Origin of the sequence: Spirosoma endophyticum, assembly GCF_900112365.1 — a bacterium.
Taxonomy (GTDB): Bacteria; Bacteroidota; Bacteroidia; order Cytophagales; family Spirosomataceae; genus Spirosoma; species Spirosoma endophyticum.
In genome coordinates, this window is sequence record NZ_FOLQ01000007.1 from 256,222 (window position 1) to 280,024 (window position 23,803).

Annotated in this window: 17 protein-coding genes; 14 read left to right on the forward strand and 3 right to left on the reverse strand. The window is 49.6% G+C overall.

What is annotated here, in order from left to right; translation table 11 throughout:
• The first annotated feature begins 21 nt into the window (after positions 1-21).
• From BM202_RS19335 to BM202_RS19360, 6 genes are all read left to right on the forward strand, one after another.
• On the forward strand, positions 22-1,326 hold the full coding sequence (locus BM202_RS19335; protein WP_177236631.1) for an MFS transporter: 1,305 nt from the start codon (positions 22-24) through the stop codon (positions 1,324-1,326).
• A gap of 7 nt (positions 1,327-1,333) precedes the next feature.
• A complete protein-coding gene (locus tag BM202_RS19340) occupies positions 1,334-2,773 on the forward strand; it encodes an alpha/beta hydrolase family protein (protein ID WP_093829118.1) in 1,440 nt (479 codons plus the stop codon).
• Between the two features lie 136 nt (positions 2,774-2,909).
• Positions 2,910-4,109, forward strand: a complete 1,200-nt coding sequence (uxuA, locus tag BM202_RS19345; protein ID WP_093829120.1) for a mannonate dehydratase — start codon at positions 2,910-2,912, stop codon at positions 4,107-4,109.
• A gap of 11 nt (positions 4,110-4,120) precedes the next feature.
• On the forward strand, positions 4,121-6,232 hold the full coding sequence (locus BM202_RS19350; RefSeq protein WP_093829123.1) for an alpha-glucuronidase family glycosyl hydrolase: 2,112 nt from the start codon (positions 4,121-4,123) through the stop codon (positions 6,230-6,232).
• Complete coding sequence (locus BM202_RS19355) at positions 6,232-7,035, forward strand: SDR family NAD(P)-dependent oxidoreductase (protein WP_093829126.1); 804 nt, start codon at positions 6,232-6,234, stop codon at positions 7,033-7,035. Before BM202_RS19350 ends, BM202_RS19355 begins: the two co-directional genes overlap by 1 nt.
• Positions 7,036-7,210: 175 nt before the next feature.
• Positions 7,211-8,455, forward strand: a complete 1,245-nt coding sequence (locus BM202_RS19360) for an alkaline phosphatase family protein (RefSeq protein ID WP_093829260.1) — start codon at positions 7,211-7,213, stop codon at positions 8,453-8,455.
• A gap of 51 nt (positions 8,456-8,506) precedes the next feature.
• On the opposite strand, the gene BM202_RS19365 is transcribed toward BM202_RS19360, so the two are convergent.
• Both BM202_RS19365 and BM202_RS19370 read right to left on the reverse strand, forming a co-directional pair.
• Complete coding sequence (locus BM202_RS19365; RefSeq protein ID WP_093829128.1) at positions 8,507-8,884, reverse strand: hypothetical protein; 378 nt, start codon at positions 8,882-8,884, stop codon at positions 8,507-8,509.
• 90 nt (positions 8,885-8,974) lie between these two features.
• Positions 8,975-9,430, reverse strand: a complete 456-nt coding sequence (locus BM202_RS19370; protein ID WP_093829130.1) for a DUF2147 domain-containing protein — start codon at positions 9,428-9,430, stop codon at positions 8,975-8,977.
• A gap of 199 nt (positions 9,431-9,629) precedes the next feature.
• Between BM202_RS19370 and BM202_RS19375 the strand changes: the two genes are divergently transcribed.
• A complete protein-coding gene (locus tag BM202_RS19375; RefSeq protein ID WP_093829133.1) occupies positions 9,630-11,183 on the forward strand; it encodes a TolB family protein in 1,554 nt (517 codons plus the stop codon).
• 4 nt (positions 11,184-11,187) lie between these two features.
• On the opposite strand, the gene BM202_RS19380 is transcribed toward BM202_RS19375, so the two are convergent.
• A complete protein-coding gene (locus tag BM202_RS19380; protein ID WP_093829135.1) occupies positions 11,188-11,646 on the reverse strand; it encodes a hypothetical protein in 459 nt (152 codons plus the stop codon).
• A gap of 118 nt (positions 11,647-11,764) precedes the next feature.
• On the opposite strand from BM202_RS19380, the gene BM202_RS19385 reads away from it, so the two are divergent.
• The 7 genes from BM202_RS19385 (at position 11,765) to BM202_RS19415 (ending at position 23,670) form a co-directional block, all read left to right on the forward strand.
• Positions 11,765-12,061 carry an SCP2 sterol-binding domain-containing protein gene (locus BM202_RS19385; protein WP_093829137.1) on the forward strand — a complete coding sequence of 99 codons (297 nt, stop codon included), beginning with the start codon at positions 11,765-11,767 and terminating at the stop codon, positions 12,059-12,061.
• A gap of 109 nt (positions 12,062-12,170) precedes the next feature.
• On the forward strand, positions 12,171-13,703 hold the full coding sequence (locus tag BM202_RS19390) for a hypothetical protein (RefSeq protein ID WP_093829139.1): 1,533 nt from the start codon (positions 12,171-12,173) through the stop codon (positions 13,701-13,703).
• An 84-nt stretch (positions 13,704-13,787) separates the two neighbouring features.
• Positions 13,788-15,239 (forward strand): Gfo/Idh/MocA family protein, encoded by a 1,452-nt coding sequence (locus BM202_RS19395; protein WP_093829141.1) that lies wholly within the window; start codon positions 13,788-13,790, stop codon positions 15,237-15,239.
• Between the two features lie 110 nt (positions 15,240-15,349).
• Positions 15,350-17,338 carry a sensor histidine kinase gene (locus BM202_RS19400; RefSeq protein WP_093829143.1) on the forward strand — a complete coding sequence of 663 codons (1,989 nt, stop codon included), beginning with the start codon at positions 15,350-15,352 and terminating at the stop codon, positions 17,336-17,338.
• A gap of 117 nt (positions 17,339-17,455) precedes the next feature.
• Positions 17,456-19,336 carry a malto-oligosyltrehalose trehalohydrolase gene (treZ, locus tag BM202_RS19405; protein ID WP_093829145.1) on the forward strand — a complete coding sequence of 627 codons (1,881 nt, stop codon included), beginning with the start codon at positions 17,456-17,458 and terminating at the stop codon, positions 19,334-19,336.
• Positions 19,329-22,031, forward strand: coding sequence for a malto-oligosyltrehalose synthase (treY, locus tag BM202_RS19410; RefSeq protein ID WP_093829147.1), 2,703 nt, complete (start codon positions 19,329-19,331; stop codon positions 22,029-22,031). Before treZ ends, treY begins: the two co-directional genes overlap by 8 nt.
• A gap of 328 nt (positions 22,032-22,359) precedes the next feature.
• On the forward strand, positions 22,360-23,670 hold the full coding sequence (locus tag BM202_RS19415) for a T9SS type A sorting domain-containing protein (RefSeq protein ID WP_093829149.1): 1,311 nt from the start codon (positions 22,360-22,362) through the stop codon (positions 23,668-23,670).
• Positions 23,671-23,803 lie beyond the last annotated feature (133 nt).

The following is a 23,803-nucleotide window of genomic DNA, read 5'->3' on the forward strand; positions in this document are numbered from 1 at the left end:
AGTTCCGCCACGAACTCGCTGTTGAAGCAGACGAATTATCGCTGGGTAATTGTTGCCCTTCTCTTTTTTGCAACAACCATCAATTACCTCGACCGGCAGGTTATCAGTCTGTTGAAGCCCATTTTGGAAAAAGAGTTTAGCTGGACCGAATCCGATTATGGTAACATCGTAACGGTTTTCACCTTTTTCTACGGGGCCAGTACCCTGCTTGCCGGATACATTATCGACCGGGTTGGTACTAAACTGGGCTACATTGGCGCCATTCTGGTCTGGAGTTTTGCCGCTATGGCCCATGCATTGGCGGGTAGTACGTTCGGGTTCATGATTGCGCGGGCGTTTCTGGGTATTGGCGAGGCTGGCAATTTTCCGGCTTCCATCAAGACCGTAGCGGAGTGGTTTCCGAAGAAAGAGCGAGCATTGGCCGTTGGTATTTTCAATGCTGGTGCTAACATCGGGGCGGTGGCCGCTCCGGCGGTGGTGCCCTGGCTGGCGCTTGTGGCAGGCTGGCAAACGGCTTTCATCGTAACGGGCGCTTTGGGCTTTGTCTGGATTATTGCCTGGTGGTTCTATTACGAGATTCCGAGTCGGCACAAACGCGTCAATGCCGCAGAACTGGCACATATTACGGCAGAACCATCGGTTGAAGCGGCCACGGCTGGTGATGCGGCTTCGACCAATATGATTGATGGCGCTCCTGTTACTAAATATCCCATTTTTGCTAACAGAGCCATCTGGGGATTCATGAGCGGCAAGCTTCTGACCGACCCCATCTGGTGGTTTTTCCTGTTCTGGCTGCCATCCTACTTAGCCAATATCTACCACCTTGACTTGAAAAAACTGGGTGCTCCGCTGATCGTCATTTACCTGGCGGCCACCATTGGCAGCGTTGGGGGTGGCTGGTTGTCGTCTAAACTTATCCAGCAGGGGTGGCATCCAACACGGGCGCGGCAATGGGCGATGGCTCTGTTCGCTATCTGTGTTACGCCCGTTATGTTGATTAGCCAGATGGATAGCATGTGGCCGGTTATTGCGATTCTTTCATTAGCCGTGGCGGCTCACCAGGCATGGTCTGCTAATATTTTCACCGTAGCTGCCGACCAGTTTCCAAAACAGGTGCTCAGCCGCGTCGTAGGCTTAGGCACAATGGCGGGAACGCTGGGTGGGGCCGTTTTTCCGCTACTAGTGGGTCGGATTCTGGACCATTTCAAAGCGTTGGATAAACTGTCTGAAGGATACTATATCATCTTTTACATCGCTGGTCTGGCGTACTTAGTGGCCTGGAGTATGCTGTATATTTTTGTTTTCCGTCGGGTAAACGTCAAGTAAGAAATTCATGGAAAATCGTATGTTTTCGTTCTGGTTCAACCAGTCAATTGCTTGGGTTTGCCTGATCGGATGCTTGTCCATCGGCAGCATTCAGGCACAAGCGCCCGATTTTCAGAAAATGACACCGGCTGAACGAACGGCATATATGACTAAAATGCGGGAAGCCAGTCAGGCCGATTGGCAGGTGATGATGGACAAGCTCAGCCTGAAATTGCCGACGCTCCCTCCGCCCGCCGAAGATCCCAAACGCCCGCAGCATCTAAAGCAAAAAGAAGGCTCCACTAACTGGTTCGATGAGGCAGGTAATAACCATGTTCGGTCGGGGTGGGGCAACTGGACGAATTATGACGATGCCAAAGCGAACGACTACAAACTGCTCAATCCGCTGGTATTGAAAAACGGGAAGTCCGTAAAGGATGCCGCTACGTGGTGGAAACAGCGTCGCCCCGAAATTCTAAATGATTATCTGACCGAGATTTTTGGCAAGACTCCTGAAAACACACCAACTGTAACTTTTGCCCCAACGGGAACGGACAGTACGGTACTAGCCGGGAAAGCCATCCGAAAAACGATACTGGGACGAATTGATAACACCCGTTATCCGTCGGTAAACCCAGGTATTCCCGTTACGTACTACCGACCGGTCAATACGTCGGGGAAAATTCCGATGATGGTCATTGTGTGGGGTTCATTTCCGCAGCCCATGCCAAGTATCGAGAAACTGATCGACGCAGGCTGGGCCGTCGCTTTGGTCAATACGGGGAGTATCCAGATGGACAGCGGAGCTGGTTTGCACGAAGGAATTATTGGCCTTATGAACGGCGGTAAAGACCGGAAGCCCGATGAATGGGGCGTGTTGTCGGCCTGGAGTTGGGGATTAAGCCGGGTACTCGATCACTTCGAAAAAGATAACGGCATTAATGCAAAACAGATTGGTATTGAAGGCCATTCACGTTGGGGCAAAACCGCTCTGCTAGCGGGTGCGCTGGACGCTCGTTGGGCTATCGTATTTGCCAGTTGCTCAGGTTCGCTGGGTGCTTCGCTGGAGAAACGTAACTTCGGCGAAACGATTGACAACGTAGCAAGTTCGGGAGAATATCACTGGATGGCCGGTAACTTTCTGAAATACGGTGGTCATTGGGACGCTATGCCTGTTGATTCTCACGAATTAATGGCGCTCATTGCACCTCGTCCTTTGTTCATTACGGGTGGCACGAAAGACCTTTGGGCGGACCCAAAGGGCGAATTTCTGGCCTGTGTTGCGGCCAGCCCAGTTTATACCTTACTCGGTAAAAAAGGATTAAGTACGACTGAAATGCCTACGCCCGACGTAGCGTTAATTGATAGCGATATTGCGTTTCGCAATCACGAAGGCGGCCACGTAGACATTCTCGACTGGCCGACTTTTCTGGAATTCGCGCAGCGACAGTTTAAGTTAAAGAAGTAATTAAATTGTTGTCCACAAAGTGGTCCGCCGTTGCGGCACAGAGTGCACGAAGAAATATGTTTAGAAAAAAAATTTAAACTCTATGTACTCTGTGCCGCAACGGCGGACTGCTCTGTGGACAACTAATCTAGCATAAATGGGAATGTTACAAACCATGCGGTGGTTCGGGTCGAACGATCCGGTTTCGTTGATGGATATTCGGCAGGCTGGTTGCGCGGGCGTCGTGACGGCGCTTCACCAGATTCCGGTGGGCGAACTGTGGTCAGTGGAGGCAATCGAGGAACGTAAACGATTAGTGGAAGCGCAAAATGATACGTATTCGCCTTTGCGATGGGCGGTGGTCGAGAGTTTGCCGGTACACGAAGACATCAAAAAAGGTCGGCCAAGTCGTACTACGTATATTGAGAATTATAAACAGTCGATACGTAATCTGGCGGCTTGTGGCATCAGAACCGTTTGCTACAATTTCATGCCCGTGCTGGACTGGTCGCGTACGAACCTCAAGTATGAAATGCCCGACGGTTCACGGGCGCTTCGGTTTGTCTGGGAGGATTTTGCCGTATTTGATCTGTGTATCCTGAAACGACCCGGCGCTGAATCGGATTACGAACCCGAAATCATTGAATCGGCTCACCAGAAATTCGGGCAGATGACACCGGAGCAGATTGCCGAATTGTCGAACATTGTTCTGCTGGGTTTGCCCGGTTCAGAAGAGGCTTTTACGCTCGATACGTTCCAGGGATTATTGAACGAATATGCCACGATTGGCGATGCAGAACTTCGCAAGAATCTGTATTATTTCATTCAGCAGGTCGCGCCCGTTGCGCAGGAGGTGGGCGTTGACCTGTGTATTCACCCCGATGATCCTCCGCGTCCGTTGTTGGGCTTGCCCCGCGTGGTGAGCACCGAAGTGGATCTAGCACAGCTGATGGCCGCCAGCGACGTAACGGCCAATGGCATTACGTTCTGTACCGGCTCATTAGGTATTCGTCCCGACAACGATTTGCCCGGTATGATCCAACGTTTCGGCGAACGGATTCACTTTATTCATTTACGGACAACGAAGCGCGAAGACGATCAACGCAACTTCCACGAAGCGGATCATCTGGCGGGCGATGTCGATATGTACGCCGTTATAAAAGCCATTGTGCTGGAACAGAAACGGCGGAAACAAGCAGGTATTGGTGAAACATCCATTCCCATGCGCCCCGACCACGGCCACCAGATGCTCGACGATTTGCACAAAAAGACGTATCCCGGCTATTCAGCCATCGGTCGGCTGCGGGGACTGGCCGAATTGCGAGGGTTAGAATACGGTATCGAGCGAAGTTTGTAGCGCCAGAAAAAATGAAACGATTAACAATACTCTTTCTTCTTTTATCAAGCATTGGTTACGCCGACGACGGTTACCGCTTGTGGCTGAAATATGACTTGATTAAAGACGTAGCAAAACGGGAAGGTTATGCTCGTTCGGCGCAATTCATCGTTCTAAACGGTACAAGTCCTGTTCTCAAATCAGCCGCCAATGAACTACAAACAGGCTTACAGGGCTTGCTGGGAAAGTCTGTTCCGATTATTACGAACGCTGGAAACCGAACGGGCGGCATTGTATTAACGGAAAGCAAAGGTCCGGATGCTGATATACAGCAATTGAATCGGGAGGGCTATCGGATCATTAAAAAACAAAATAACATTACCATTGCGAGCAAGTCTGATGCGGGTGTATTGTACGGCGCTTTTGCGTTACTCCGGCAAATTCAAACGGGGCAATCGATTGATAATCTTGCCTTGACCAGCAACCCAAAAATTCAGTATCGGTTACTAAATCACTGGGACAATACAAACGGTACGATCGAGCGGGGCTATGCAGGTGGAACACTCTGGAAATGGTACGAGCTTCCCGCAACCGTTGACCCGCGCTATGTTGACTACGCTCGCGCGAATGCGTCGCTGGGCATCAACGGAACCGTCGTAAACAACGTCAATGCCAGCGCTCGTTTCCTGACAGATGAGTACATTCAGAAGGTAGCTGCCTTGGCGAATGTATTTCGGTCCTATGGGATTCGAGTCTATTTATCGGTGTACTTCCCGGCTCCGAAAACCATTGGTGGCCTGAAAACAGCCGATCCGCTCGACCCGGATGTGAAAAAATGGTGGGTTGATAAAACCAAAGAAATTTATAAAGCCATCCCCGATTTTGGTGGGTATCTGGTTAAAGCCAATTCCGAAGGTGAACCCGGCCCGCAGGATTATGACCGTACTCATGCTGACGGCGCGAACACGCTGGCCGAAGCGCTGAAACCCTACGATGGCATTGTTATGTGGCGGGCATTCGTCTACAAAGCCGATCCTAAAGCTGATCGCTTCAAAGCTGCTTATGAAGAGTTTACGCCGTTGGACGGTAAGTTCGATAAGAAAGTAATCGTTCAGGTAAAGAACGGGCCGATTGATTTTCAGCCGCGTGAGCCGTTTTCGCCCTTGTTCGGCGCGATGCCCAAAACACCCCTGTCGATGGAGTTTCAGATCACGCAGGAGTACACTGGTTTTGCCACGCACTGGGTGTATGAAGCTCCGATTTTCAAGGAATGCCTGGACACCGATACGTATGCAAAAGGCAAAGCCGGTGGGTCTACCGTCGCGAACGTTATTGATGGAAGCCTGCACGGATACGCCATGACGGCCATTGCGAGCGTGGCCAACACCGGTGCTGACCGAAACTGGACCGGAAATCCGATGGCCCAGGCGAACTGGTACGCGTTCGGGCGGCTGGCGTGGGATCATACATTAACGTCGGAAGGTATTGCCAATGAATGGGTTAGGATGACGCTCACGAGCGACCCGAACGCAGTTAAAACGATCACCGATTTGATGCTCAAGTCGCGGGGAATTTACGTCGATTATAATACGCCAATTGGTTTGTCGCGTCCCTGGTCGGGCATTCACTTTGCGCCCGAACCCTGGCAGGAAAAAAGCGCTCGTCCCGACTGGACCGCCATTTATTACCACCGCGCCGACTCTATCGGCCTAGGCTTCGACCGGACGGCAACGGGTAGCAATGCATTAGCCCAGTACAGCCCGGAAGTACAACGGAAATGGAATAATCCCGAAACCTGCCCACTGCCGTATCTGCTTTGGTTTCATCACGTTCCGTGGACAAAGAAACTAAACACGGGACGAACCCTTTGGGATGAACTCTGCACCCGTTTCTACACGGGTGCCGATTCTGTCGGCTGGATGCAGCAGCAGTGGGCGCAGGTTAAACCGGCCATTGATCCCGAGATCTTTGCGGACGTGACGGGTCGGTTGGCAACGCAGCGTATGGAGGCCATCTGGTGGAGGGATTCCTGGGTTTTATACCTCCAGACCTATTCTAAGAAACCCATTCCGGCTCCGTTCAAGAAGCCTGAACGCACCCTGGAAGATGTTAAACGCTTATCCGAAATTTACAAATTACGCTAGTGGAACAAACACAAACTGCACAAACCGACGCTCAATCGTCGCCCAGTAAAAATGTTTTCTCGCTCGAAGGCAAACTCGCTCTGATTACCGGCGGGGGCAGTGGTATCGGCTATGATATTGCGAAATGCATGATACAGGCCGGGGGCAGCGTAGTGATAACGGGTCGACGGGAGCAACCGCTTAGAGAAGCCACTGAGTCTCTTGGCGAGCGAGCGCACTACGTAGTGAACGACGTAACGGAACGCGACTCGTTAGACAGCTTGGTTGCCGGTATTGAAGCAACCCATGGGCCAATTGATATTCTGGTTAACAACGCCGGCATTAACATGAAAAAACCGGCATTGGAAGTTACCGACGCCGATTTCGACCGGATTGTGTACACCAACTTAAACTCCGTTTTTAGCCTGACACGCGTTTGTGCCCAGCGAATGATGGACCGTAAGAGCGGTTCTATCATCATGATTTCGTCGATGGCGGCCTACTATGGTATCGATCGGGTGGCCGCGTATGCTGCGTCGAAATCGGGCGTTGAGGGGATGGTGAAAGTGCTGGCGTCGGAGTTTTCGGGCAATGGTGTTCGCGTTAATGCCATCGCACCGGGATTCATTGAAACAGCGATGAGCAAAACCGCTATGGGGGGTGATCCTGATCGCTTCGCCCGCGCCATGCGTCGGACGCCCATGGGGAAATTTGGAAAGCCCGACGACATCGGCTGGGCCGCTGTTTTTCTGGCTTCCGAAGCCGCTAAATACATCACTGGTGCATCGTTGCCCGTTGATGGCGGCAATTCGATTGGGTTTTAAGGTCGTACTGTTAAACCGAATCACGTTTTTAACTCCCCCAAAACTTAGAGCTTTGGGGAGTTTTTTTACAAAGCGTATTATGAAGTTGTAAAATTATGAATCGACGCTTTATCCATAAGCCAGGGTGCACTTATTTTGAGCGCCATTCGGGTCTTTAATACGTTGGCCTATGTATATGAAACGGAATTCCATACTACAATCGCTTGTTACTTTTTGTCTGCTCTTTGCTCAATCCAGTTGGGCGCAGTCGAAACCTAAAAAAGCGATTTTTGTGATTGTCGATGGCATTCCGGCCGATGTCATTGAAAAGCAACCAACGCCTAATCTGGACGCGATTGCCAAAGAAGGAGGCTACGCACGCGCTTATGTGGGGGGACAAAAAAACACGTATTCCCAAACGCCCACCATTTCGGCCGTTGGCTACAACAGCCTGCTGACCGGTACGTGGGTGAATAAACACAACGTATGGGACAACAGCATCAAAGACCCCAACTACGCTTACTGGACTATATTCCGCTTTTTTGAAAGTCAATATCCGGCAAAGAAAAGCGCCGTATTTTCGACTTGGCTCGACAATCGAACCAAACTAATTGGCGAAAATCTGCCGCAGACGGGGCATCTTCGAATGGATTATTCGTTTGATGGCCTTGAACGCGATACGTTGCTTTTTCCGCATGATAAAGTCTCGGAATATATTCACAAGATTGACGAGAAAGTAGTGGACGAAGCTAGCCGTTATATTCAGGACGAGAGCCCGGATTTATCGTGGGTGTACCTGGAATATACCGACGATATGGGCCATAAGTACGGCGATAGCGAACCGTTCTACAAGGCAGTCAAAATAATGGACGAGCAGATGGGTCGTCTATGGAAGTCCATCCAATACCGTCAGAAAACCTTTGGCGAAGATTGGCAACTGTTCATTACCACCGACCACGGACGTAGCGCTGATACGGGTAAAAATCATGGTGGGCAATCGGATCGGGAACGTAGCACCTGGATCGTGACTAATGCCAAAGACCTGAACAGTCAATTCAAAACCAACACCCCTGGCATTGTGGACATTATGCCGACAATGGCCCGTCATTTGCAATTAACCATACCAAAAGAACAGGCCTTTGAGCTTGATGGTATTCCGCTAACCGGAAAATTATCTATTGCTGAGCCGGTAGCCAAAAAAGAAGGGAATCAACTAATGCTCAACTGGAAAGCCGTCGAGTCAGAGGGAAATGTGAAAATCTGGGTCTCAACAACTAATCATTTCGAAGAAGGAAAACGGGATGATTATCTTATGCTGGCAGAGGTTCCCACTAAAACTGGAACCGCTACGATTGATGTATCGAAACTTTCCTCTGGTTTCTTTAAGATTGTGCTGCAAGGGCGTTACAATAACTTAACACGCTGGATTGTGGAGAAATAAATTCCACAAAAAACTCCGATTTGAATTGGATCGCCGATACATTTCAATAAGTTAGGGAAGTTTCTCCCGCAGGAACTGCATGATGGCCTCTTGCCCAGGTTTCAACTCTTCATATTGGCGTTGGGTAGAAACAGTTAACTCTGAAAATTGACGTTGAGTAGAAACGGTTAAATCTGCCACGCCCTTAACCACTGTATCAACTTTTCGATCTACGACATCGACTTTTTGATCCACTATATCAACTTTTCGATCTACAGCATCGACTTTGCGATCTATTTTGTCGGCTTTACGATCTACGACATCGACTTTCTGGTCCGTATTAGTAGCTAGCTCAACAAGTTTTCCCTGTCCTTCAATAAGACGATCAATTTTTTGAAGTGAATCGGCCATAAGTGGCTCAAGTTGGTCAAGTCTGCGGTCTGGTGTCATGAAGCGAATGTAGTGATTGAAATCCGACAATTGGATACTTAGTTGGTGCAAATTCCAAATAAGCCACGTTCCGAAATGTTATCACTTTCTTTATGGCACCCGTGTCCAGATTTTGGATTTGCCCAGAAAACTTATGCCCATTACGTAGCCGCGCAAATCAATCGAGTTGGCATCTCGGAGCGACACTTCGCAGTTGTAGGTCTTGCCGTCTTCGGGGTTGTAAATCTCCCCATCTCCCCAGGTGTTGTTGCCCTTATAGGTCAAATTAGTCACTAATACGGTGTACATAAGTGGACGGGAACGCAGCTTTTCATCGGGGTTTTCTTTATCAAGTTTAGGCTTATTTGTAGCTGGGTCGTTTGGTTCCAGCATCCAGACCAGTTTGCCAAAATACTTGGTTCCCTGCTTATAAATCAGCACCTGATTTCTCTTTTTGGAACTGAGCCACTTACCCACTATAGCGTCGGGATCATCCGTAGTAGCGGCCATTGAGCTTAGGGTGACACAGACTAAGCAGAGAAGAACGATAAGGCGGGACAGGTTCATAAAGGGCTATACAACAGTTAATGCATTGGTTTTGATATATAACGTTTTACTAAGCGTATTGGTCGAATGGAAGCTAAAAAATCACCGGACCGATCAATAGGTAACGAATCGAGCGATCTTTTTATCGTAGAAGTAAACTTTGTCGGATTGACCCTTTTGCAACCTGTTGTTTGTCCATATTACATTCCCTTTTTGCTTTATGCCTATTTATAAACAAGTTAATCGCCTATGTTTTAAGTTGGGCCTATGCGTACTCTCTATAGTATGCCACGCTACGTTTGCACAGCAAAAATCTGTTGGTGTTTTTGACGGACAGTCCGACATTGGCGCTGTGTTGCATCCTGGTTCATGCACGTATAAAACGACTACCCATGATTACGAAATCAGCGGATCAGGCACGAATATCTGGGCAAATCAGGATGAATTTCATTTCGTCTGGAAGCGAATCAAGGGAGATTTTATTGTTTACGCACGGGCTGATTTCATAGGGAAAGGCACCGATCCGCACCGGAAAATTGGCTGGATGGCCCGTAGTAGTTTAGATGAAAATGCCGCGCATGTAAGCGCTGCTGTGCATGGCGATGGGCTTACTTCGTTACAATTTCGTCGGGCGGCCGGAGCCGTTACAGAAGAAAATCGGGCGACGATTACGCATGCCGATATTATTCAGTTAGAACGGCACGGTACTACGTTCACCATGCGAGCCGCCAAATTTGGGGAGCCATTTCAGACACGCGAAATCGCGGATGTTACGGTAGGAGACGACCTCTACGTCGGTCTGTTCATTAGTGCGCATAACAAAGATGTGGTCGAGAAAGCGATGTGTCAGGATGTACGGATTAGTGTGCCTGTCAGTCCAGGTGAAAAACCGGGTCAGATGAATCTGGCGAGTCGTCTGGAACTGCTGGACGTAGCCACAGGCAAGCGAAATGTGATTCATACTGAACCGTACTCCATTCAGGCACCCAACTGGACAAAAGATGGCAAAACGCTCATCTACAATGGTAAGGGCTTGATTTATGCGTTCGATTTAGCCAGGCGCCAACCGAAAGAGCTGAATACCGGCGACATCAAAAACAATAATAACGACCACGTACTGGCCTTCGATGGAAAAATGCTGGGCCTGAGTAGCGGTGTCAGTGACTTGGGTGGGTCAATCATTTACACCGTTCCATTAACCGGGGGCGTGCCTAAACAGATTACGCCCAAAGGACCATCGTATCTACACGGCTGGTCGCCGGATGGTAAGGAGCTGGTATTTTGTGGAGCACGTAACAACGAGTATGATGTGTACAAGGTACCTGCCAGGGGTGGGGAGGAAATCCGCCTGACCGATGCCAAGGGCTTAGATGATGGCCCGGAGTACACGCCTGACGGCAAATACATCTATTTCAACTCCAACCGAACCGGCACCATGCAAATCTGGCGTATGAAACCCGACGGGAGCCAGCAGGAGGCCGTTACCGATGGGGAGTTCCACGACTGGTTTGCGCACGTTTCTCCCGATGGCAAATGGATTGTGTTCCTATCGTTCCTGAAAGACGAAGTGGCGGCTGGCGACCATCCGGCCTACAAGCATGTGTACCTGCGCCTGATGCCTGTTTCGGGCGGGAAGCCCAAAGTGATCGCCTACATTTACGGCGGTCAGGGTACCATCAATACGCCATCCTGGTCGCCCGATAGTAAACGTGTCGCCTTCGTGAGTAATACCGATGTCAGCGTGTTAAGCCCGGTTGATATAAGCTCTAAATGAGCGGTCAATGCATTTCCTTCGACGACACCCAGTACAGACCCGCAAATAACATACTGAAAAACACGCCGAAGGACGTATTGAGGGCGACAAATCCTACCAGCACAACAGGCAGCACTAAACCAACGGCAATGCCAGCCACATAAATCCAGAAGCCAATCTTTCGGAGTCGGAACATCAGTATAGCTCCGAGTAGCGTCAATAAGGCGTAGGCAAGCTGCGCAAAGGCTAAGTTTCGCACTACAACAGGGTCGTTTGGCATGGGCGCGTCGCCGGACGAGCGATCTTCAAAATACTTTTTTTGTAGTTTATCCTCCTGGTTCTTTTCGGCGGATGGCTTTGGTTCGACGTATAGCGTCTCCGAGACGGCATCCGTTTGTGTAAGTGAAACAACGGCATCCGAAATGCCTATTGCACAACTGACAAATGTGAGGATGCAGAGAACGGTTAAAAATTGAGAACGCATGTGTAGTGCGGGGAGCCCGCATTTTTATAAGTCTGAAGCAGGTTTCCACCCGCACTACTCCTTTAAAAAACCTTATTTTAGCGGCAGAGTTTGCTTTCTACAACTAAAACCAAGCAAGATGACCCTGCAAGAACTAACGGAACAGATCCGCTCCAAAGTTACGCATGCCGACAACATTAACGCCACGATTAAACTGGTGACGGATAAAGGAGCCATATTTATCGACGCTACTCAATCGCCTGCGCTGGTATCCAACGAAGATAAAGAGGCCGATTGCGCGCTTCATGTGAGCGTAGATAACCTGGTCAAAATGGGTACGGGAGACCTGAATCCGATGATGGCCGTTATGACGGGAAAGCTCAAAATTAAGGGCGATATGGGTATTGCCATGAAAATGGGGCAGGTGATGGGCTAACGTAGCGCTCCAATCCGTAACGAATACACGAATCTCCCTTCAGCTACTGCCTGAGGGGAGATTTTCTTTATATTGCCCTTCCTCCTGAACACGCCAAACGCTTCCGTAAATGAGAAACAAATACGACCCGTTCGTAAATACGCTTGCGCTACTGTATGGTTTAATTCCGATCACTATCTTCTTTATCGGCTGGCTGCGGCCCACAATTTCAATTCCTGCTACGTTAGTAGTGGGCTATTCGGCCTTCGTTTACACAAAACGAGCGGACCAATCGGGCGCTGTATCCAATTTGACAATAAACTGGCTGAAGACAGGGTTAATTGCCCTGCTTGGTTTTGCCTGGGTTTATTGTTCGGGAATTGGTGGCTACACCAATCAGGATTGGGATCACCACGGGCGCAACGCTATATTTTACGATTTGATTACGTTTGACTGGCCAATCTATTATGACTTTTCCGCCGACTATCATTTTCGGGAATTGGCGGGTAAACACTCGTCCCTGAATTATTATTTTACGTTCTGGCTACCGGCCGCCTGCGTCGGAAAACTCTTCGGTCATAAGGCGGGCGGTGATTTCTTACTGCTTTGGTCGTATATCGGCATATTGCTTTCGTTTTATTACCTGAATCGCTTATTCGAGTTTAAATACTCCCTGATCTGTGTTGGGCTTTTTATTTTCTGGAGTGGGTTCGACTTATTAGGTTATCTGCTTATCCGACAAACACTTCCGCCAATTGACGCGCTCTCCGAGACGTATTATTACTATTTCTACACCTCGTTTACGGCCGATTTGTTTAACCCGTTTAATCAGGCTATTCCGGCCTGGCTTTTTATTCTGTACGTACTGAATGCGGGTAAAAAAATACAGGTTTTTCCGGTCGTCATTTTGTTCGCGTATTCGCCATTTGTGTTCATCGGACTGGTACTGGCGCACGGCCTTCACTACGTCTTCACTACGTATCGACCGGACAAAAAACTGCTGGATTACGGCCATGAATTCGGTCAGGCCATCTGGCGACCCGACCTTATTGGGGCGTTGCTTATTCTGGTAAGTTATGGTTTGTTTTATCAGGCACACTCGGGTTCGGTCCAGAATACGTCGTTTTGGGATCGTTACCTGACGCGCGGCCCCAGACTGAATACACTGTTGGTGATTAGCTATTTCGTGACGTTTTTTCTGGAAGTTGGCATTTATCTATCCTTCATTTATTTCCTGGCCAGACGCACCTACGAAACTAATAAACTATGGTTCTGGCTAATTTTCAGCGTACTGCTGGTGCTGCCACTTTGGATCATTGGAACGTATAACGATCTGGCGTCCAGAGGGTCGATGCCTTTCCTGACCGTGCTTTTGATTTTAATGCTAAAGGCGCTCATTGAACTGTACGAAACACGTAGCAGACGACCGCTATTTTATGCCGTTGTGCTGGTGCTGCTCATCTCGTTCCAAACACCGGTTTATAGCCTGATTCGGAGTCTGTCCTTTACCGATAAACCCAGGATTCTGAATGGGGTGGGTTCGCTGGCTGATCCGAAAATTGACGAATTGCATGACCCGGATAATATGCTGAGCAGCGTAAATAATTTTTACTCGCACGAGCCTCAGCACTATATTTTCTATCGGTATCTGGCGAAGCAGTGAACTGGACATTAACGTGAATAAGTAGTACGCAACGTATCTGAGCTTACTACGTTTTATTCATAACTCTTTCGCTCTTGCACCTCTATGTCCAGGCATTCTCGTCGTAAATTTCTGAAATCCAGCGCGCTAGCGGCAGCTGCCGTATCTACAGGAAGTTTTTTCATTGTACCACGGCATGTTCTGGGTGGTAGATCGTCGGATGGTTCACGCATCATTGCCCCATCCGATAAACTCAACATCGCGGCTGTAGGTTGTGGTGGTAAGGCCGATGTCAACATTCGACTGGCGTATAATAACGGTTCCGATAACTTCGTCGCTTTGTGTGATGTCGATGACCGACAAGCTAAAAAATTCCGGGCCCAGTTTCCCAATGCACCCTATTTTCAGGACTATCGGGAGATGTTCGATAAGGCAGGTAAAACCTTTGATGCCGTCATCGTCAGTACGCCCGATCATATGCACGCGCCCATCGCGATGGCGGCTATGCAACTGGGTAAACACGTTTATGTTGAAAAACCATTGACGCACGACATCTACGAAGCCCGCATGATGACACAGGCGGCACAGAAGTACAAGGTCGTGACGCAGATGGGCAATCAGGGCAGTTCAGGCGATGCTACGCGAGTTATCGAGACGGCTATCCAGAACAAACTGATTGGCCATGTCCATACGGTTTACTGCTGGACCAATCGGCCGGTATGGCCGCAGGGTGTCAGGTCGCCCAAAGATAAAGGCGAGTCGCAGCCCGTTCCACCGGAGGTCAACTGGCCGCTCTGGCTCGGTACGGCTCCTCCTCGTCAGTACCACGAAGCCTACATGCCAACCCGCTGGCGGGGTTACTGGGATTTCGGCACGGGTGCCCTTGGCGATATGGGATGCCACTTCATGGACGTACCGTTTCGTGCGCTGAAACTCAACTACCCAACGTCGGTAGAATGTAGTGTGGGATCGGTCTATTCCGATTTTTTCAAAGAAGCTTTTTACGATGATGTCTGTCCGCCGTCGTCGGCTATTCACCTGACCTTTCCGTCCGACGATAAAAAGGTGAAGGAAATCAAATTTTCGTGGTTCGATGGTGGTATCCGGCCGCAACTTCCGGAGGGCGTTGAGTACAGCGACGTATTCCGCGAAATTGACGGGGGCATCCTGTTCATCGGTACGAAAGGAATGCTGACGGGCGGGTTGTTCGGGAACAACCCGAAATTGCTGCCGACCAGCAAATTTGCAGACAAAGCCTTGCCAACTCCCGACCGACCGCTGGTTGAGGGCAAAACCGAAGGTCATCAGCAGCAATGGGTCAAAGCCTGCAAGCAGGGATTTGGTGCCTACACGTCTTCGTCGTTCGATCAGTCGGGACCACTAACTGAAACTGTACTGATGGGTAACCTGGCGACACGCTCCTACCTGGCTCGTGAAGATGGCAAATTCACCGGCCGCAAAAAGCTCATATGGGATGGCGACAACATGAAAATTACCAACTTCGATTACGCCAATCAGTTTGTGAAACGGCAGTACAATGGGGGATATACGTTGTAGTCGTTAGTCAATAGTTGATGGTCGTCAGTTACTAATCACTTGCGACTATTGACTGACGACTATCAACTATTGACTTATTTATTTTACATTAGTGGCTCACCCGTCTGCTGATGAGACGCTTTTTCCAACTCGTACTGCTGATTTTTCAACTGGCACTGCTCAGCAGCGGTCCATGGGCGATGCGTGTGGTGGCTCAGCCACTACGTAACCAGCCGGTTGTTGTCTTGCCTGATGATAAAGACGATAAGTCTCTGGAAGGAAGTATGGCCTATTTCCGGGATTCGTTGGGGAACCGGACCATTACGGATATCAATAAACTGGCTGGCTCATCGGCTTTTCAGCCCATTACAACACCCACGCCTAATTTTGGTGTTATCGGGGGCATACAATCGGCTAAGCCTGTCTGGCTACGGTTCCGGATGAAAAATGCGACCACCCAACCGCAGGAGTGGTATGCCGAAATTGACTTCTGGTGCTTCGACGAACTGCAACTGTTTGTGGTGGACGAAACCGGTAACGTACTTTCTACGTCACCGGTAATGGGCTGGAAAACGCCCACGTCGCAACGTTTTCGGCAACACCGACATTTCTGGTTTCCATTTACGGTATTCGCCGGGCAGAACGTAACGGCCTACCTGCGTATGCTGAAACACCGGGGAACCCAGATTGTACCCATTCGGCTCGTTCGGGCATCGGCCTACGAGTCAGCCGTTCAGAAGGGGTATTTATTTTGGGGGGGCGTTTTGTTCACGCTGACGTTCGTGGCCATTATGAGCTTGATTTTCTTCCTGATAACCCTTCATCGTGTTTACTCAAAATACATATTCTGTTTGTTGGGCCTGGTAGGTTTTTTCGTCATCAATGATGGGTTCCTGAATCAATTCGGGTTTTACGAGCAATTTCTAATGCCCCGGCAGAATGTTTATTTTTTGTTTCCACTCATTCTGTTTTACTCTCAGCTAACGTTCATCCGCACGTTTCTTTCGCTACGTAATACCCCATCGCATCGCTGGCATACGGTTGGAACCGTGGTGCTCTATTGTGGGCTGCTTTGCCTGCTGGCCCTGACGGCCGAGTGGTTCATCCCCCTAACACCCACTCTGGAACTGATTCTGACCCGAATCTTCGTTGTGCTGTATTGGTTGCCCATGCCGGTCATTATCGCATACATCGTGGTCAATATTATCCGGAGGTATCATCCGCGCGAAGCCTGGCTGTATCTGGTTGCCATCTTACCCTTCTATGCGCTGAATCTGGGACTGGTGTTTGCCAATTTTGGTCTGCTTCCAACCTATAAAGCGCTGGCTGATTTCGCCTATTATGCACCAGCAGCCTTGTTTGAAGTACTGGTGCTTACGGTTGGGATAGCGTACCGCTACAAAATAGATCGGGATCAGACAGAGCGGCTCATTAAGGAACGAAACGATCAGCAGCAGCGAGCTTACGAAGCTGAAGTGCAGACACTGGCCCTGACAAATAGTCTATTGGTCGAAAAGGGACGTATTGCCCGCGATCTGCACGATAACGTGGGGGCACATCTGGCTTTTATCGTAACCAACCTGACGCACATCAGCGATCAGGCCGAGAAACATCCGGTTAAAGAGGGCAAGCATTGGGCCAGTCAGTTACGTACCTTAGTGATGCACACCCGTGAGGCCGTCAAGCTCCTTCGCGAAACCATCTGGGCGATTCATCAGGAGAGTTTTACGGTCGAGGAGTTTGCCGAGCGGCTCAATCAGTACATCAATCGCTACGTTCACGAAACCAACGGATTGCACGTTGATGTGGACGTGACGGGTTCACAAACGCAGCGACTCACCTCCGCACAGGTCCTGAATCTGTTTCGGATCGTTCAGGAAGCGCTCAACAACGTTATTAAACACGCTCAGGCTACACACGCCAACGTGCAACTCAATGTACATTCCGACAGGCATATCAACCTGCGTATTCACGATAACGGGCGAGGCTTCAACTGGTCTAACGGTGCTGTTTCGGAACAACATTACGGCCTTAAAAATATGCAAACCCGCGCGCATGAGCTCGGTGGTATTTTTCGGGTTTTTGCCGAGGAGGGAACAACCGTAGAAGTTGACGTCTGACCTGCTGGGGCGTCAGCCAGAGCAACGTAGCGAATAAACAATTCCGTTCTCTTTTTTGCTCATTCCTAACACATACCGGGAACTGCTTGTTGTCATCCTAACCTCTTTTCTCAAGGTATGAATCAAGCAGTAATCAATCAGCGGACGCTTGGCGTTACGTTCTCGCCCGATGGCGCAACGGTGCGGGTCTGGGCACCTCTGGCGCAAACGGTCGCTATCCACCTTTTTCATCAGAATCTGACCATTCCACTCCAGAAGGATGGTTATTACTGGCAGATAACCACCAGCCAGCTTCAACCGGGCGATACGTATAAATTTATCCTGAATGACACGGCCGAACGACCTGATCCGGTTTCGTTGTCGCAACCCGAGGGCGTTCATGGGCCATCGCAGGCTGTCGATACGTCTCGGTTTGTCTGGACGGATGCCAACTGGTCTAACCTGCCGCTGGAAGATTACCTGCTTTATGAACTCCACACGGGTACATTTACACCAGAGGGGACATTTGCGGGTATCGAAAATCGACTGGATTATCTGCTCACACTGGGTGTCAATGCAATTGAAATTATGCCGGTCGCGCAGTTTCCCGGTACGCGTAACTGGGGCTACGACGGCGTATTTCCCTATGCCGTGCAGCATTCCTATGGTGGGGCTGCCGGACTTCAGCAACTGGTCGATGCCTGCCATCGTCGGGGGCTGGCCGTAGTGCTCGACGTCGTCTATAATCACATGGGTCCGGAGGGGAATTATTTCGCCGATTATGGCCCGTACTTCACCAATAAATACATAACCCCCTGGGGAAACGCCCTGAACTTCGACGATGATTACAACGATAGCGTTCGGCGGTATTTCATCGAAAATGTGCTGATGTGGTTTCGTGATTTCCACATCGACGCGCTACGTCTGGATGCCGTTCACGCTATTCACGACGCCAGCGAAATCCATCTGATGCGTGACATCAAACAACACGTCGATCAGTTGATGCTGGAAACGGGTCGGCAGCATTATTTGATTATTGAGTCAGACCAGAACGAAACGAAGTTCATTCAGCCATTGACCGACGAAGGCTACGGCATGGATGCGCAGTGGAACGACGAATTTCACCATGCTTTGCGCGTGACGGCCGGCGGGGAACGTAGTGGGTACTATGCTGACTACGACGGCATTCAGCATCTGGCGAAATCGTACCGCGATGCCTACGTGTATGACGGGACTTACATGCCCCGGCGCGCCCGGATTGTGGGCAAATCGACGAGTGGTCATGCGGGGCGGCAATTTGTAGTTTTCTCGCAGAATCACGACCAGATTGGCAACCGGATGCTGGGCGAACGACCAAGCCAGCTGGTGAGCTTTGCGATGCAAAAGCTGATGGCGGGCGCGGTGATGAGCAGCCCCTATTTACCGATGCTGTTCATGGGGGAGGAGTGGGGCGAGCTAAACCCGTTTCTCTATTTCGTGAGTCATTCGGACCCTGATCTGGTGGAGGCCGTGCGTCAGGGGCGGAAAAAAGAGTTTGCGGCCTTTCAGACAACCGTAGAAGCACCCGACCCGCAGGACGAACGGACCTTCGAGCGGTCGAAACTCCAATGGGCGCGGCTAACTCAACAACCTCACAGTACGCTTTTTCGCTATTATCAGACGCTGCTGGCACTACGTAAACAATCGCCCCTGCGTCACCCGAATCGTGAGTCGGTGGCGGTAGTCGTTGATGAAGCGAAGCAAACACTTACCCTGTTTCGCCGGCCTAAACAACCGGCCACACCCACGCAGCTATCAGATGGGTCTGTGGCCGAAGGAACGGTCGTTTGCCTGATGAATTTCTCCGCAGACCCGCAATCCTTCGTCCTGCCAATCAATGACAAGCCCTGGCAAAAATTAGTAGACTCGGCTGATCCACAGTGGAATGGTCCCGTTGCGGCCGCTTCGTCAGTCGACGGTAACGGGACCGTTATTGTGCAGGCCGAATCCATTTTAATCTATACCAACACGCATGTATAATCCAGTATCAACGTATCGTATTCAATTTAATAAAGAGTTTACGTTTACCCATCTCGACGCGCTGATTCCCTACCTACAGAAGCTAGGTATCCAGACCATTTATGCATCACCAATTTTTGCGGCTGTCCCCGAAAGTGTGCACGGATACGATGGGGTGAATCCTAACCGGATTAACCCTGAAATTGGCACGGAGGAGCAACTTAGAACAATTAGCCAACGGCTTCAACAGGCAGGTATGGGTTGGGTGCAGGATATTGTGCCGAACCACATGGCCTATCACATCAATAATGAGTGGTTGACGGATATGCTCGAAAAAGGGAACCTGTCGCGCTATGCCTCATTTTTCGATACGTCGTTGGCCAGCTCGTTTTTTCACGGACGTATCGTGGCTCCGGTTTTGCCCGAACCCCTGGATGAAGCATTGGCGAAAGGGGATTTGACGCTGGTTTTTGAAGAGGGGCGGTTTATGATAAAGACCGGCGAAAATCTGTTCCCCTTAAAAGCGGGGAGTTATGCGACGGTTCTGCAAGCGACTACGGACGTTCTTAATGACGCCATTCGGCAACTGCTGGATCAACTCGATCAGGTCCACCGTCTTGATGAGCCGGAAGCGTATGCTCTGGCCTGGGATGAATTTCGGAATCAGTTGCTGGCGTTGACAAAGAACGCTATGATCAGTGAATATGTGCAGAACTGCATTAAGGCAGTGAATACTGACCTGACCCGACTACAGCAACTTGCCAGTGAGCAGCATTATCGGTTTTGTGACGAACCAGAAACGCGGCAGGCGATCAACTATCGTCGGTTTTTCGCGGTAAACAGCCTGATTTGTCTGAACATCAATGACGAAACGGTATTTCAACATGTGCACAGCTTAACGAAATCGCTGGTAAACGACGGCGTTTTCCAGGGTCTGCGCGTTGATCATATCGACGGTTTATTTGATCCTGAACGCTATGTGGACCGACTTCGTAAACTGGTCGGTGACGATACGTATATCGTGGTCGAGAAAATTCTTCAGGCGGATGAGGACCTTCCCGCATCGTGGCCTGTGGAAGGCACTACGGGGTACGATTTTCTGGCCATGGTCAATAATTTGTTGACTGACGGACGTAGTGAACATCTATTTCGAGATTTTTATACGAAACTAATTGATAGTGATACGTCTCTGCCCGATCGTATTCGGGGGCGGAAAGCCTATTTTCTAGCTCAATTTATGGGGGGCGAACAGGCTAACCTGCATCAGTATTTTTTAGACCTGAATCTGGCGGAAGACGATCAACTGACTGAGCTGTCGGTGGGTGAATTGAAAGTCGCCATCGGTGAACTGCTAGTGGAGTGCCCGGTCTATCGATATTACGGGAATCAATTTCCGCTGCCAGATAACGAAGCGAAAATTATCCGGAAACTGCTCGAAACGATCCGTAAGGCCAATCCCAACTTAGCAACAGCTGTTGATGTATTGGAGGATGCGCTCATCCGCAAACCGCCGGTGGCCGATGAAGCCTATAACAGCCGGGCATTACGTTTCTACCAGCGGCTGATGCAATTCTCGGGACCACTCATGGCCAAAGGCGTGGAAGATACATTGCTGTACACATACAATTGCTTCATCGGTCATAATGAAGTGGGGGATTCACCCGAGCGATTTGGCTTGTCAGTCGATGATTTTCATAAAGTGATGCAGACGCGCCAGCAACACTGGCCACTGGCCCAGAACACAACCGCTACGCACGATACCAAACGGGGCGAAGACGCCCGCGCCCGGCTCAACGTATTGACCGATCTGGCCGATGAATGGCTAACCGAAGTGCAGCACTGGCAACAGCTGAATGGTACACTCAAACGCAACGACACGCCCGACCCGAATGATGAGTATTTTATTTATCAGAACCTTATCGGTACGTATCCTATGTCCGGCGAATCGAAACAGGACGAAGACGACTTCGATCCGCGATTTCAGCAGTATCTGGAGAAGGCATTACAGGAAGCTAAACGACATACGACAGGCTGGACAGTTGATGATTCTTACCATGAAAATGTTCAGGTCTTTACGGCCCAATTGTTAGATAAAAAAGGTCCATTCTGGGAGCGTTTTCAGGCCTTTCATCGAGCGGTTGCTGATTTCGGGGTAGTTAATTCGCTCGTGCAGGTACTGCTTAAGTTCACCTGTCCTGGTGTTCCAGACGTGTATCAGGGCGGGGAAGGCTGGGATTTTAGCCTGGTTGACCCCGACAATCGTCGTCCCGTTGATTTCAACAAACGGACGGAGTGGCTGGCGGATGAAGTCAACTGGGCAGACCTCTGGCAGCATCGTTTTGATGGACGTATCAAAGGCAGGCTTACGCGGGCATTACTTCGTGAGCGTCAGCAAAATCAGGCCTTATTTGCTGAAGGTCAATATATACCGCTGACGGTTGAAGGTGAGTTTCGCGACTACGTCATGGCGTTTGCCCGGCAACATGATTCCATGTGCTACGTAGTGATTGTGCCTCTCCATACAGCGCAACTTTGTCGGCAACAAAATAAAAACGTGCTTGCCCTCGATTGGCAGGATACACGGGTTGTACTACCAGCTTCGGCGCCAACGTCGTGGACCAGTTTGTTGCTAGGAACGAGCGGTGACAATACGTCAAGCTTACCCGTCCAAAAGTTTTTAACTCACTTGCCGCTTGACCTGCTGAGGCTGGGTTAATTATACCAATTTTTATATAAACATAGGAAACTAAGGAACGAGTCGTCTTTGCGGGCTACATCACTGTAGCCCGCAAAGACGACTCGTTTTGTTGAAATGACTACAGGCATTAGTATATATACTACGATTAAGTAAAAATTATTTAGTGACGTATCGGAAGAAAATATGTCTTAATACGATGGTAAAGCTTGAGTTTAACAAGTGGTATTAACGTAAACAAATTCCAGGGAAAAGTAGCAATGAATCAGGCGATGTATCGGCATACTGAACCAGATGCCGTCATCTTGACTAGTTACGTTTAAATGAATCCGTGAATTGTACTAAGACTATGAGAAAACTTTATTTTTTTGCTGTATTTATCTACTTCCTGCTGGTAACGCCGATCACCCTTTGGGCCCAATGCACTATACCTCCTCTGCCAAGTTGCGGTGGCTGTATTGCAGTTACTGAAAATGGTAACAAGAACCTCAGCTCAGGTACTTATTGTATTACTACAGCTATTACGAATCTAAACGTAAGCGGCTCTGCAGTGGTCTGTATATCGGGTGACGGTCAAATTGTTAGCGGAAACCTGAATGGCGGTACGATTATCTACAACGGCGGTACGGTTAGCAATCCCATCAACGTGGGTAATCTTGGGGGAGGTACGTTGCGTATACGAAGCAGTGTTAGTTTAACTAACATGACGACCATTAATTCCAGTTCAACGCTCATTGTCGAAAACGGCGCGACGCTAACCGTTAATAATCTCGATGTGAATGGTACATTAGTCGTTGACCGATCTGTTTTATATGTCAATAATGCATTTGCCGTGAACAATGGGGGACACGTATGCTTTAATAATGGCCTTGTCAATACGTCTCAATTTCGTTCAAACGATCAAACAAACTCGTCTGGTGTGACTAACGCGACGGCGAAAGGCTGTTTTGCCGTTCGGAGTAGTTTCAACGGATTTAACAATTCGTTGACGAATAGCAGCAACGTATCTATTTGCCTGCCGGGTGCCAGCATACCCAACAATATAGGTAGCGCAACCGTTAACACCAGCTGCTCGGGTGCTTCACCCGATGGGGGCTGTTACAAAGCGTTGCCTGTACGATTGATTTCTTTCCAGGCTCGGTCGCTTGGCGAAGGTATACGCCTGGATTGGGCAACCTCGCTGGAACAGAATTTCGATTATTTCCTGGTCGAGCGAAGTCTGGATGCGGTTGGGTTTGAGGCTGTCAGTCCCCGTATCGCTTCCCTAGCAGATAAATCGGGCAATCGTCAATACACCTGGACGGACATTAACGCTAAAAACGGTACGTTCTATTACCGTCTGAAGCAAGTTGATCTGGATAATACGTATTCCTATTCCAAAATTGCTGGCGTCGTATTTGCCAGCGAGGATAAGGGCGTTACCATAAAACCCAATCCTTTCTCCAACGAGCTGGCCATCACGATCAATACGCCGATCGCCGGGACTTACGTCATTCAGCTTTACTCAGCCTCGGGCAAACTGCAACTGGCGGCAACGGGAGAAAAGAGCGAATCAGTGGTAACACATACGCTGGCAGCGGCCAACCTTCCGGCGGGTATCTACTTTGCCAATGTTCGACTTGGTGATCAGCACTTTGTGCGCAAAGTGATCAAACCCTAAGGAGGATCTACTTTTTTGAATGAACAAAAATCCCTCTGTACGGCGTATGAGGGATTTTTGTTGATCTGATTTTTCATTTCATCCGAAAAACTTAACTCATCTGGATAAAGGAGCAGCTCGGTTATATGACCGA

Coding starts and splice junctions, on each gene's coding strand:
- BM202_RS19340 (WP_093829118.1), top strand. CDS start 1,334: ATGGAAAATCGTATGTTTTCGTTCTGGTTCAACCAGTCAATTGCTTGG.
- uxuA (WP_093829120.1), top strand. CDS start 2,910: ATGGGAATGTTACAAACCATGCGGTGGTTCGGGTCGAACGATCCGGTT.
- BM202_RS19350 (WP_093829123.1), top strand. CDS start 4,121: ATGAAACGATTAACAATACTCTTTCTTCTTTTATCAAGCATTGGTTAC.
- BM202_RS19360 (WP_093829260.1), top strand. CDS start 7,211: ATGAAACGGAATTCCATACTACAATCGCTTGTTACTTTTTGTCTGCTC.
- BM202_RS19365 (WP_093829128.1), bottom strand. CDS start 8,884: ATGACACCAGACCGCAGACTTGACCAACTTGAGCCACTTATGGCCGAT.
- BM202_RS19370 (WP_093829130.1), bottom strand. CDS start 9,430: ATGAACCTGTCCCGCCTTATCGTTCTTCTCTGCTTAGTCTGTGTCACC.
- BM202_RS19375 (WP_093829133.1), top strand. CDS start 9,630: ATGCCTATTTATAAACAAGTTAATCGCCTATGTTTTAAGTTGGGCCTA.
- BM202_RS19380 (WP_093829135.1), bottom strand. CDS start 11,646: ATGCGTTCTCAATTTTTAACCGTTCTCTGCATCCTCACATTTGTCAGT.
- BM202_RS19385 (WP_093829137.1), top strand. CDS start 11,765: ATGACCCTGCAAGAACTAACGGAACAGATCCGCTCCAAAGTTACGCAT.
- BM202_RS19390 (WP_093829139.1), top strand. CDS start 12,171: ATGAGAAACAAATACGACCCGTTCGTAAATACGCTTGCGCTACTGTAT.
- BM202_RS19395 (WP_093829141.1), top strand. CDS start 13,788: ATGTCCAGGCATTCTCGTCGTAAATTTCTGAAATCCAGCGCGCTAGCG.
- BM202_RS19400 (WP_093829143.1), top strand. CDS start 15,350: ATGAGACGCTTTTTCCAACTCGTACTGCTGATTTTTCAACTGGCACTG.
- treZ (WP_093829145.1), top strand. CDS start 17,456: ATGAATCAAGCAGTAATCAATCAGCGGACGCTTGGCGTTACGTTCTCG.
- treY (WP_093829147.1), top strand. CDS start 19,329: ATGTATAATCCAGTATCAACGTATCGTATTCAATTTAATAAAGAGTTT.
- BM202_RS19415 (WP_093829149.1), top strand. CDS start 22,360: ATGAGAAAACTTTATTTTTTTGCTGTATTTATCTACTTCCTGCTGGTA.